The following is a 12243-nucleotide window of genomic DNA, read 5'->3' as shown; positions in this document are numbered from 1 at the left end:
ATCAGACTTCAGTTTCCTTGGCTGATGATACCGGCAACTGACCTTCCAGCTCAGCCAGTCGACGTGTTTTACGGCGCAGTGCCAGGCGCATACGGGTAATGTGATAAAACGCCAGCAGCCAACTGATGATAAAGCCAGCTAAAAACACCATCGCCAGTACAACAGGCAACCGGTATTCACCCTGAGCAACAAAATAGGAAATGGTGACCATTTGGTCATTACGGGCACCGAACATCAAGGCCAGAAAGAAAAGCAATGCTACCACTACAGTGACAATAAAAGACTTCACGCTGTGCTCCGTTGACGTGGCTTCAATGACCTGATTATCTAAGAAATTATAAGGACTGACCAGCTTTCACTGGCGACAGATACAAAAAAGCCCCCTGATGGGGGCTTTTTTAAACTGGCTATTAGCCGTTGAGAGAGTCAACGCGCTCACGGAGCTCTTTGCCAGGCTTGAAATGAGGGACATACTTGCCATCAAGCTCAACTGACGTACCGGTCTTTGGATTGCGTCCAACGCGCGGTGCACGATAGTGAAGCGAAAAGCTACCGAAACCACGGATTTCTATACGATCTCCGGTCTCGAGAGTTGTCGCCATTTGCTCCAACATCTCTTTGATGGCATTTTCTACTTCCTTCGCCGACAGTTGTGACTGCCTGGAGGCGAGTTTTTCGATCAGTTCGGATTTAGTCATCCTTCCTACCCCTGTGTTCAAGCCATAAACAGTCACCTAACAGGGACATGTCGCCATGTCCCTGAACCGCAAGGCGATTACTTGCGAGCTGCTTTGAAAGCTTCCGCCATAGCATTACTAATAACAGCGTCTTCTTGTTTGTTCAAGTTAGCCATTACTTCTTTTTCGTCAGCTTCGTCTTTCGCACGGATAGACAGGCTGATGGTGCGGTTCTTGCGATCCACGCCCATGAACTTGGCTTCTACGCTTTCACCTACAGACAGAACAGTAGATGCATCTTCAACGCGCTCGCGGCTGATGTCAGCTACACGGATGTAACCTTCAACAGTGTCAGCCAGCTCGATGGTAGCGCCTTTGGCGTCAACAGCAGTCACGGTACCAGTAACGATAGCACCTTTCTTCTTGTCTGCCAGGTAAGCACTGAATGGATCGTCTTCAGTCTGCTTAACACCCAGGCTGATACGCTCACGCTCTGGATCTACAGACAGAACCACTGCGCTGATTTCGTCGCCTTTCTTGTACTCAGACACAGCGTCTTCGCCGGTGCCGTTCCAAGAGATGTCAGACAGGTGAACCAGACCGTCGATGCCGCCGTCCAGACCGATGAAGATACCGAAGTCAGTGATAGACTTGATCTTACCGGAAACTTTGTCGCCCTTGGCGAAGCGGTTTGCGAAGTCTTCCCATGGGTTGGTCTTGCACTGCTTCAGACCCAGAGAAATACGACGACGCTCTTCATCGATGTCCAGAACCAGAACTTCTACTTCGTCACCCAGGTTAACAACCTTGGATGGGTGGATGTTCTTGTTGGTCCAATCCATTTCAGAAACGTGTACCAGACCTTCAACACCTTCTTCGATTTCAACGAAGCAGCCGTAGTCAGTCAGGTTGGTTACGCGACCGGTCAGACGAGTGTTTTCTGGGTAGCGCTTGCTGATTTCCAGCCATGGGTCTTCACCCAGTTGCTTCAGACCCAGAGACACACGAGTGCGCTCACGATCGTACTTCAGTACTTTAACAGTGATTTCATCACCAACGTTTACGATCTCAGATGGGTGCTTAACACGCTTCCAAGCCATATCGGTGATGTGCAGCAGGCCGTCAACACCGCCCAGATCTACGAATGCACCGTAGTCGGTCAGGTTCTTAACGATACCTTTAACTTCCTGGCCTTCCTGCAGGTTTTCCAGCAGAGCATCGCGCTCAGCGCTGCTTTCAGATTCGATAACAGCACGACGAGAAACAACTACGTTGTTGCGCTTCTGGTCCAGCTTGATAACCTTGAATTCCAGTTCTTTGTTTTCCAGGTGAGCAGTGTCACGGATAGGACGTACGTCAACCAGAGAACCAGGCAGGAACGCGCGAATGCCGTTCAGCTCAACAGTGAAACCGCCTTTAACTTTACCGTTGATAACACCGATAACAGTTTCAGCGTCTTCGTAAGCTTTTTCCAGAACGATCCAAGCTTCGTGGCGCTTAGCTTTTTCGCGAGACAGTTGAGTCTCACCGAAGCCATCTTCAACAGAGTCCAGCGCAACGTCAACCTGATCACCTACAGCGATTTCCAGTTCGCCAGCAGCGTTTTTGAACTGCTCAGCAGGAATTGGGCTTTCAGATTTCAGACCGGCGTCAACCAGAACTACACCGTTTTCGATAGCTACTACAGTACCGCGAACGATAGAACCTGGACGGAATTCCAGTTGTTGAAGGGATTGTTCAAACAGATCAGCAAAAGATTCAGTCATCATAATTAACTTATTTAATAAACCACGCATCTATCCTGAACGTGGAGTCAGATTAATGATTCATCTCATCCTTGAAATGAATACCTATCGCACCCGCCTTACAGGCCAGTGTCAGATAATTTTTCAACGAGGTATTTCAGGACTCTGTCCAGTACCTCTTCAATGCCTACGCCTGTGGTATCAATGACCAGCGCATCTTCAGCGGGGACCAGGGGTGCTACAGCACGGTTCATATCCCGGTCATCACGCTCTTTGATCTCGGCTAAAAGGCGATCGATATTAACATCGAAGCCCTTGTCCTGCAACTGATTATAGCGTCTTTGGGCACGCTCCTCGGCGCTTGCAGTCAAAAACAATTTGGCCGGCGCATCGGGAAACACCACAGTGCCCATATCGCGGCCATCAGCCACCAGCCCAGGCGCTTCTTTAAACGCCCGCTGACGACGCAGCAAAGCTTCCCTTACCCGGGGAAATGCAGCGATTTTTGATGCTGCATTGGAACATTCCTGAGTGCGGATATCTGAGGAGACATCTTCTCCCTCAAGTACCACCTTGACTCCCTGGCTGCCGGCGACTGTCATAAATTGCACATCAAGATGTGCAGCCAACAGGGTGATTGCTTCTTCATTGTCCAGCTCAACATTGTGATGCATGGCAGCCAACGCCAGGACCCGGTAAATAGCACCACTGTCAAGCAACTGCCAGCCCAATCGCTGAGCCAGAAGTTGACTGATGGTGCCTTTGCCTGCGCCGCTTGGGCCATCGATGGTGACTACTGGAGCCAGTTCAGACATAGATTCCTCCGCAAATTAAACCTCTCTTCCGTGATAACACCGAAATGAGCGCGCGGCATTATATATCAATCAGCGGGAAAATCTGAGGATTTTCCCGCTGTCGGCATGCAAAAGAGGATGACCTGGCTGCTGAACGCTGCAAATTACGGCTGGCAGAGTTGTGCAAACTGGCTGAAATAACCAGGGAATGTCTTGGATGTGCAATCCGGATCATTGATAGTGATACCACAAGGTGCCAGCGCCATCAGCGAAAAACACATGGCCATCCGGTGGTCATTGTAGGTGTCAATCGAGGCGCTGTGCAGCGATGCGGGCGTAATTTCAATAAAATCGTGTCCTTCTTGGACCTGAGCGCCGACTTTACGAAGCTCAGTGGTCATGGCGGTCAGACGGTCGGTTTCCTTGATGCGCCAGTTGTAAATATTGGTCATCCGGGTCGTTCCATGAGCGAACAGTGCAGCCACAGCAATCGTCATGGCCGCATCCGGGATATGGTTCATATCCATATCAATGCCCTTAAGTACACTCTTGCGGGCAATGATGTAATCGTCCCCCCACTCGATATCTGCACCCATGGCGACAAGGGCGTCGGCAAATTTCACATCGCCCTGAATCGATTTGCGTCCAACGCCTGTGACTTTGACTTCGCCACCGATGGCACCGGCTGCAAGAAAATAGGATGCCGAAGAGGCATCGCCTTCAACCAACAAAGTACCCGGTGACACATATCGCTGATCGGCGCGAATGACAAAGCGTTTGTAGTCGATGTTTTCAACGGTCACACCAAACTGCTCCATCAGCGCCAGGGTGATGTCGATATAAGGTTTGGAAACCAGTTCACCTTTAATGTGAATGATCACCTGATCCTTTGCCAGTGGCGCAACCATCAGCAGAGCCGTTAAATACTGACTGGATAGATCGCCCGCGATCTCGACATCACCGCCAGCCAAGCCGGTGGCATTGATCTTCAGCGGGGGAAACCCCGGCGTTTTAAGATAGTGAATCTCTGCGCCCAACTGCTTGAGCGCATCCACCAAATCGCCAATCGGGCGCTCTTCCATGCGTGGCTCACCGGTCAGCACAAACTCGCCCTGCCCCAGCGTCAATGCTGCACACAAAGGACGCATGGCAGTACCGGCATTGCCAAGATACAGCTCCTGCGCTTGAGCACTGCTCAGTGGAGCGCCCATTCCGATTACAGTGCAACGGGTTTTGTCTTCAGAAAGCTGATAATTGACACCAAGCTGTTTCAGGGCATTGAGCATATGACGGATATCATCGGCGTCCAGCAGGTTGGTCAGTGTCGTGGTGCCTTTGGCCAGAGTGGCCAGCAACAATGCGCGATTGGAGATACTCTTGGAGCCGGGGATATTCACTGTACCTTGGACTGAGGAGACAGGATCGAGTCGTAACTGCTTCATAGGGTAGCGGGTCATCCTTTTGCGATTTGCCCTTGGAGTCTTGCTGACTGTAAACACAGCTTGCCAACTTCGTACAGGCGGGAGAGAAAGCAATAACACTGTACGTTACTTATCCTTCGCCGGTACACAAGTGTTTTTTACCATTTACACCCACTTAAAGATGATTTTTATTCAAGCGAAACAAAACATACAGCTTTCTGGTTGCCAGAGAGTTGCTGCAAAGCGATAGTGGCAAACAGAAATGACACGATAAACTGCCGTTCAACACCTGAAGTGGCTTAATAAATTGCTCTCATCCGGGTATGCTGCAGAGATTGGATACAAATACGACAACAAGGGGCGAAAATGCCATGTTTGAAACACTGAAAGGCTTGCCTGCCGATCCTATTCTTGGACTATTGACGCAATATCGTGATGATCCCAACCCGGCCAAAGTGGATCTGGGTGTCGGAGTCTATAAAGATGAGGCTGGTCATACGCCGATCCTGCGATCGGTCAAACAGGCTGAAGCCCATCGACTGAATACCGAGCAAACCAAGGTCTATATCGGCCCAACCGGCTCTGCATCCTTCAACACACTGATGACACAGCTTGCATTTGGCAACGACCACCCTGCACTGCTGGCAAATCGTATCCGCACCGTCTCCACCCCCGGTGGTACAGGCGCCCTGCGGGTGGCTGCTGACTTTATTCAGCGCTGCAGACCCGGCGTGACCATTTGGGTGAGCGATCCGACCTGGGCAAACCATACCGGATTATTTGAAGCCGCCGGATTAACGGTTCGTACCTACCCCTATTACGACTACGCCAATAAATCCCTCAGGTTTGACGAGATGCTGACTTGCCTTAAACAGGTCGGGGAGCAGGATGTCGTGCTGCTGCACGCCTGTTGCCATAATCCCAGCGGTGCCGACCTCACGCCGAATCAGTGGGACAAGGTGGTAGAAACACTGGCTTCCCGCGGCTGCCTGCCGCTGATCGACATGGCTTATCAGGGCTTTGGCGATGGCGTAAACGAAGATGCTTACGGCGTCCGTGCCATGGCAGCAAAAGTCGACAACATGCTGCTGTGTGCCTCCTGCTCGAAAAATTTTGGCCTGTATCGTGAGCGCATCGGCTCCTGCTCAATCATCGCCAAAGACAACGCACAGGCCGACATTGCCTTATCTGTCATGCTGTATGCCATTCGCTGCATTTATTCCATGCCGCCGGCCCACGGCGCAGCCATAGTCGAGACGATTCTGGGCAGTGATGAGTTGAAGGCACAGTGGCTGGAAGAGTTGGCGGTAATGCGCGCCAGGATCAATGGCAACCGCGCTATGCTGGTTGAAAAACTGCAGGCACTGGGCGTTGCGCGCGATTTTGGCTTTATCGCCAATGAAAAAGGCATGTTCAGCTTCCTGGGGATTACTCCTGAGCAGGTCAAACGCCTGAAACGGGATTATGCCATCTATATGGTTGATTCAAGCCGCATCAGCATTGCCGGGATCAGCCATTCCAATGTTGACTATCTGGCCAAATCCATCGCCGCAGTGCTGTAGTGCTGTAGTGCTGTAGTGCTGTAGTGCCAACAGACGCTGACGCGCGATTCTGGTCAACGATAGAAAATAAAAAGCGAATGCCCGGCATTCGCTTTTTCTCAACTATTGGGGTCGACTTGGCTGGTTCAGCCTAAAGACAGCCAACTGGCGTGATCAAGCCGTTCTGGATTCCACCGCAGAATGTCTGGCAGAAAATTCCTGCATAAATGCTACCAACGCCTCGACACCTTCTATCGGCATGGCGTTATAAATACTGGCTCGCATTCCGCCTACGATTCTGTGGCCTTTGAGTGCCAGTAATCCGCGTTGCTCCGCTTCCGCCAGAAACGCGTTGTTCAGCGCTTCATCTGCCAACTGGAACGTCACATTCATACGTGAACGATTGTTGGTGGCAACCGGATTGCTGAAACAAGGCAGCTCATCAATACACTGATACAAAAGCTCAGCTTTACGGCTATTGATCGCTTCCATCGCCTTGACCCCACCGACCGCTTTGAGCCACTTAAATACTTCGCCAGCCAGATACCAGGCGTAAGATGGCGGCGTGTTATACATAGAGTCGTTATCACGGGCCAGACGATAATCCATGATGGCCGCCTGCGGCAGGGATGGCAGCGTCAGCAGGTCATCCCGCACAATGACAATCGCCAGACCGCTTGGACCAATGTTCTTTTGAGCGCCGGCGTAAATCAGGCCGAAACGACTGACATCAATCTCCCGTGACAGAATGGTCGATGACATATCCGCAACCACTGGCCAAGGGCAATTTATGTCTTCAAATATTTCGATACCATCTACGGTCTCGTTCGGACAATAATGCAGGTAGCGGTACTTTTCTGCGTCACCTTCAAAGGTTGGCAGCTGCACGGTTTTAACCCCATCGACGTGCTGCACCAGTTCGATAGTATCAATCTGTTCGGCGCTTGTTAGCCTGACTGCTTCTTCTGCTGCAGCCTGGGACCATTGACCGCTGAGCAGGTATAACGCCCGGCCATTGTTGCCCATAAAATTATTCACAACAGCGGCGAACTGTCCCCGACCACCACCATGCATAAACAATACATGATAGTTATCAGGAATGTTCATCAATTCACGCAAATCCGCTTCAGCAGTCTTGGCGACCTCAATAAACTCTTTACTGCGATGGCTGATCTCCATGACTGAGACCCCCATTCCCTGCCAATCAATAAACTCTTGCCTGGCTTTCGCCATCACAGGCGCAGGTAACATCGCAGGGCCGGCACAAAAGTTATATACAGCGCTCAATTCCAATCTCCTTTGGAGCAAACAAAAAAACGGGCATCTTAAAGATGCCCGTTCACTTACTGATTATTCTTCATCGTTGTCGGCGACAACCGCATCCTCAGGGGCCTGTTCGATGTTATCAGGTAACTCTTCGCCTTCTGGCAGCTCCTCACCCTCAATTTCATCAATACGTTGCAGACCCACTACGGTTTCGTCTTCGGCAACCCGAATGATACGTACACCCTGAGTGTTACGACCAATGATAGACACACCTTCAGCCGGGGTACGAACCAAAGTCCCCTTGTTGCTGATCAGCATGAGTTCGTCGTTTTCACCTACCTGAACCGCACCCACCACGGCGCCATTACGCTCACTCACCTTGATGGACACCACGCCCTTGGTGGCACGGCTCTTTGCTGGGTATTCAGCCAACTCAGTGCGCTTGCCAAAGCCGTTTTCGGTCACTGTCAGGATCGGTGAATCGGTAGTAGGTACAATCAGCGACACCACTTCCTGGCCATCTTCCAGCTTGATACCACGCACACCAGTGGCGGTACGGCCCATGGCGCGAACCTGATCTTCGTGGAAGCGCACCACTTTACCTTCATCGGAGAACAGCATAATTTCGCTGTCACCGTTGGTAATGGCGACACCAATCAGCTGATCACCATCTTTCAGGTTTACGGCAATAATACCGTTGGCGCGTGGGCGGCTGTACTCGGTCAGCGCCGTCTTCTTCACCGTACCGTGAGACGTTGCCATCACAATGTACTTATCGGCTTCGTATTCACGTACCGGCAAAATGGCAGTAATACGTTCACCTTCCTGCAGCGGCAACAGGTTCACAATTGGCTTACCGCGGCTCTGACGGCTGGCCAGCGGCAACTGGTACACTTTCATCCAGTACATCTTACCGAAGTCAGAGAAGCACAGGATGGTGTCATGAGTATTGGCCACCAGCAGTTTTTCAACGAAATCTTCGTCTTTCACCTTGGTCGCGGCTTTACCTTTACCACCACGGCGCTGCGCCTGATAGTCAGTCAGCGGCTGATACTTGGCATAACCCAGATGCGACAGGGTCACTACCACGTCTTCTTCGTTGATCAGATCTTCCAGGCTGATGTCGATCTCGTTGGCGTTGATTTCAGTGCGGCGGGCATCACCAAACTGCTCAAGCACTTCTTCCAGCTCTTCTTTAATCACTTCCATCAAACGCTCTGGGCTGCGCAGAATAAACAGCAGACCAGCGATGATTTCCAGCAATTCTTCATATTCAGACAGGATCTTTTCATGTTCCAGCCCGGTCAGCTTGTGCAGGCGCAGATCCAGAATTGCCTGAGCCTGTTGTTCAGTCAGGTAGTACAGACCATCACGGATACCATACTCTGGCTCCAGCCACTCTGGACGGGCGGCGTCATCACCGGCCTTCTCCAGCATGCCCTGAACGTTGCCCAGCGCCCAGCCGCTCTCAACCAGTCTAACCTTGGCTTCTGCCGGACTTGGCGAGGCTTTGATAAGGGCAATAATCGGATCGATATTGGCCAGCGCCACCGCCAGTGCTTCCAGAATGTGGGCACGATCACGGGCTTTGCGCAGCTCGAACACAGTACGGCGGGTCACCACTTCACGGCGATGCAGAATAAAGGCTTCCAGCATCTCCTTGAGGTTAAACAGTTTAGGCTGACCGTTGGCCAAGGCCACCATGTTAATACCGAAGGAGGTTTGCATCTGGGTCTGGGCGTACAGATTGTTCAGTACCACCTCGCCCACTTCACCGCGCTTGATCTCGATAACGATACGCATACCGTCTTTATCAGACTCATCGCGCAGGCCACTGATACCTTCAATCTTCTTGTCTTTTACCAGCTCGGCGATTTTTTCAATCAAGCGGGCTTTGTTTACCTGATACGGGATCTCAGTAACGATAATGCGCTCACGGCCGTTATCTTCGGTTTCCACCTCGGCGCGGGCACGCATGATGGCCTTGCCGCGACCTGTGTGGTAAGCATCGATAATGCCCTTGCGACCATTGATAAAGGCGGCCGTTGGGAAGTCAGGACCCGGGATATAATCCATCAGCTGGGTAATCGACAGCTCAGGGTCTTCGATCAGCGCCAGACACCCCTGCACCACTTCATTGAGGTTGTGCGGTGGAATGTTGGTCGCCATACCTACTGCGATACCAGAGGCACCGTTAACCAGCAGGTTAGGAATACGGGTAGGCAACACGGCGGGGATCTGCTCGGTGCCATCGTAGTTGGGAACGAAATCGACGGTTTCCTTTTCCAGATCCGCCAGCAATTGATGTGCCAGCTTCTGCATACGGATTTCCGTATAACGCATCGCTGCTGCGGCGTCACCGTCGATGGAACCGAAGTTACCCTGGCCATCCACCAGTGTATAACGCAGAGAGAATGGTTGAGCCATACGTACGATAGTGTCGTAAACCGCGCTGTCACCGTGTGGGTGATATTTACCGATTACGTCACCGACGACACGTGCGGACTTCTTATATGGCTTGTTCCAATCGTTTTTAAGTTCATTCATTGCGAACAGCACGCGGCGGTGAACGGGTTTCAAACCGTCGCGTACGTCAGGCAATGCACGCCCCACGATTACGCTCATGGCGTAATCCAGGTACGAATTCTTGAGTTCGTCTTCAATATTAATTGGCGAAATAGATGAAGCCAGATCAGTCATAAACTGCTCGATCCCCTGAAAATTTAGCTGACGCGCCGCAACCTGTGCCTTGTTCAGCCAACAAACGTGATTTGGCATTCTAACACAGTTATTTAATGTCGCCAGAGCCAAGTCAGAATGAAATCAACCGCCCGCTCTGCTCGGCTTAAAAAGGCAACAATTTTCGTCAAATTCAGGTGGTTGAAGTCCAAATTCAGGTTAATCCGGTAAAATCCCTGCTTTTATCGTTTAATTATTGACCACCGCACTAAATCCTTGACCTGGATTAAATCAGATGAGGTCTGCACCGCTGTTTTATTTTTCCTGCCTGATTCATAATGTTGGCGTTTTGCAATCAACACGTCAGGGTAACCATGGAACAGAATTACAACGTCGACCCCATAGAAATCGCCAAATTTGAAAAAATGGCTGCCAGTTGGTGGGACCCCAAGGGCGAATTCAAGCCGCTGCATGAACTCAATCCTCTGCGCCTTAACTATATAGATGAAAAAGCAGGTGGCTTGTTTGGTAAGCAGGTACTGGACGTCGGCTGCGGCGGTGGCATTCTGTCAGAAAGCATGGCCCGCATTGGCGCCAAGGTCACAGGACTGGACATGGGTGAAGAGCCGCTGGAAGTGGCCCGTCTGCACGCACTGGAAGCCGGTGTCGCTATTGATTACCTCAAAAATACAGCTGAAGCCCATCGTGACAGTCATCGCGAGCAATATGATGTGGTGACCTGTATGGAGATGCTCGAGCATGTGCCGGACCCACGCTCCGTGATCCAGGCCTGCTGTGACATGGTCAAACCCGATGGCTGGGTGTTCTTTTCCACTATTAACCGCAATTTGCGTTCATATGTGGAAACCATTCTGGGCGCTGAATATCTGCTGAAGATGTTACCCGTAGGCACCCATGATCACAGCAAGTTCATCCGCCCTTCAGAGCTGATGGCATTGGTGGATACCACAGATCTTTTGTGTCGCGACGCCCACGGCATCACCTACAACCCGCTGACCGGCTTGTTCCGCTACACCTCAAGTGTGGAAGTTAACTATATGATTGCCACCCAGAAGGTCGACTGATGTCCCTCGTCACACCAGAAATCAAAGCTGTGCTGTTCGACCTGGATGGCACTTTGGTGGATACTGCGCCGGATCTGGTGGCTGCACTGAATCTGGCGTTAGCAGAGCTTGGCTTGGCAGGCGCAACGCTTGAAGCCATGCGCCCTGTTGCTTCACACGGTAGTCTGGCGCTGGCTAAAGCCGGCGCGCCAGATGTCGATGAAGCCACGCAATTTGCGGTGCGAGATGCCCTGTTAAAGCACTATCACACCACCAATGGTCAATACGCCACGCTATTTGATGGCATGGAGACGCTGCTTGTGGGGCTCGCAGAGCGGAACATATCCACTGGCGTTATCACCAATAAACCGGCCCGCTATACCCGGGTACTGCTGGATCGACTCAATCTGACCGGGCAGATGCGCTGCATTATCAGTGGCGACAGTTGTACCCGCGCCAAACCGGACACTGCCCCCATGTATCTGGGCGCTATGCAATCCAACGTCAACCCTGCTCAGGTATGCTATCTGGGTGATGCTGAACGTGACCTGCTGGCTGCACAGGCCGCTGGAATGACAGGTATAGTAGCGCTTTGGGGGTATATTGCTGATGATGATGCGGTTGATAGCTGGCCTAGTTTTGCCCAGCTTGGCGATCCGCGATCCCTGCTGGATCTGATTTGATCCCCCACAGAGATCAGCCAGTCGATTGATAAAGTATCGATCGGTTGTGAACGTATCAATCAGATAATTTTTCACCAGCAAATCAGAAATACTTAAAGCTATTTGCCTGCGGGGTTAGCCCCCGCTTACACCGCTTATTTATCCTCACATTATCCACAGGATGTCACCTGATTTGCAACTTGCAAAAGTGGCCTCACCTCACTATCTTGTAGTTAAGTTTCAAATTGACACCATATATTGTGTGTCGCTTGAAAACTGGACACTAATAACACGGCTCACAAAAAGCCGGGAGTGCGGCGCGCTGACAGTCTTTCTCGCCCCCTTCAGCCTCAGCGGCAAATCAGCGTTCAGAGTTTCAGCAGTAGCGACATGC

10 protein-coding genes are annotated in these 12243 nt (G+C 51.4%); 3 read left to right on the top strand and 7 right to left on the bottom strand.

Annotated features, from left to right (window positions below):
- Position 1: 1 nt before the first annotated feature.
- The 5 genes from ACRRUX_RS19260 to aroA all read right to left on the bottom strand — a co-directional run bounded on the left by ACRRUX_RS19260 (position 2) and on the right by aroA (position 4658).
- Positions 2 to 289, bottom strand: coding sequence for a LapA family protein (locus tag ACRRUX_RS19260; protein WP_432533608.1), 288 nt, complete (start codon positions 287 to 289; stop codon positions 2 to 4).
- A 121-nt stretch (positions 290 to 410) separates the two neighbouring features.
- The gene (gene ihfB / locus ACRRUX_RS19255; RefSeq protein WP_432533605.1) at positions 411 to 698 is read right to left on the bottom strand and encodes an integration host factor subunit beta; all 288 of its coding nucleotides are present in this window, start codon (positions 696 to 698) and stop codon (positions 411 to 413) included.
- 77 nt (positions 699 to 775) lie between these two features.
- Entirely contained in the window at positions 776 to 2443 is a 1668-nt protein-coding gene (rpsA, locus tag ACRRUX_RS19250) for a 30S ribosomal protein S1 (protein ID WP_432533662.1), read from the bottom strand.
- A 98-nt stretch (positions 2444 to 2541) separates the two neighbouring features.
- Positions 2542 to 3237, bottom strand: coding sequence for a (d)CMP kinase (gene cmk, locus ACRRUX_RS19245; RefSeq protein WP_432533602.1), 696 nt, complete (start codon positions 3235 to 3237; stop codon positions 2542 to 2544).
- Positions 3238 to 3380: 143 nt separating this feature from the next.
- A complete protein-coding gene (gene aroA / locus ACRRUX_RS19240) occupies positions 3381 to 4658 on the bottom strand; it encodes a 3-phosphoshikimate 1-carboxyvinyltransferase (RefSeq protein ID WP_432533599.1) in 1278 nt (425 codons plus the stop codon).
- A gap of 350 nt (positions 4659 to 5008) precedes the next feature.
- Between aroA and ACRRUX_RS19235 the strand changes: the two genes are divergently transcribed.
- Positions 5009 to 6199: an amino acid aminotransferase gene (locus ACRRUX_RS19235; RefSeq protein ID WP_432533596.1), complete on the top strand. Its 1191-nt coding sequence runs from the start codon at positions 5009 to 5011 to the stop codon at positions 6197 to 6199.
- A 153-nt stretch (positions 6200 to 6352) separates the two neighbouring features.
- Here the strand turns inward: ACRRUX_RS19235 and serC are convergent, their stop codons facing one another.
- Entirely contained in the window at positions 6353 to 7465 is a 1113-nt protein-coding gene (gene serC, locus ACRRUX_RS19230) for a 3-phosphoserine/phosphohydroxythreonine transaminase (protein ID WP_432533593.1), read from the bottom strand.
- A 63-nt stretch (positions 7466 to 7528) separates the two neighbouring features.
- Positions 7529 to 10144: a DNA topoisomerase (ATP-hydrolyzing) subunit A gene (gyrA, locus tag ACRRUX_RS19225; RefSeq protein WP_432533659.1), complete on the bottom strand. Its 2616-nt coding sequence runs from the start codon at positions 10142 to 10144 to the stop codon at positions 7529 to 7531.
- Positions 10145 to 10497: 353 nt separating this feature from the next.
- Here gyrA and ubiG point away from each other — a divergent pair, with 353 nt between their 5' ends.
- Together ubiG and ACRRUX_RS19215 are read left to right on the top strand one after the other, a co-directional pair.
- The gene (ubiG, locus tag ACRRUX_RS19220; RefSeq protein ID WP_432533590.1) at positions 10498 to 11208 is read left to right on the top strand and encodes a bifunctional 2-polyprenyl-6-hydroxyphenol methylase/3-demethylubiquinol 3-O-methyltransferase UbiG; all 711 of its coding nucleotides are present in this window, start codon (positions 10498 to 10500) and stop codon (positions 11206 to 11208) included.
- On the top strand, positions 11208 to 11870 hold the full coding sequence (locus tag ACRRUX_RS19215; protein ID WP_432533587.1) for an HAD family hydrolase: 663 nt from the start codon (positions 11208 to 11210) through the stop codon (positions 11868 to 11870). Before ubiG ends, ACRRUX_RS19215 begins: the two co-directional genes overlap by 1 nt.
- The last annotated feature ends 373 nt before the right edge of the window (positions 11871 to 12243 follow it).

It is taken from the genome of Shewanella sp. GXUN23E, from assembly GCF_050865035.1.
GTDB lineage: Bacteria > Pseudomonadota > Gammaproteobacteria > Enterobacterales > Shewanellaceae > Shewanella.
The sequence above is the reverse complement of the archived record's forward strand: the minus strand, read 5'-3'. Positions and strand labels throughout refer to the sequence as shown.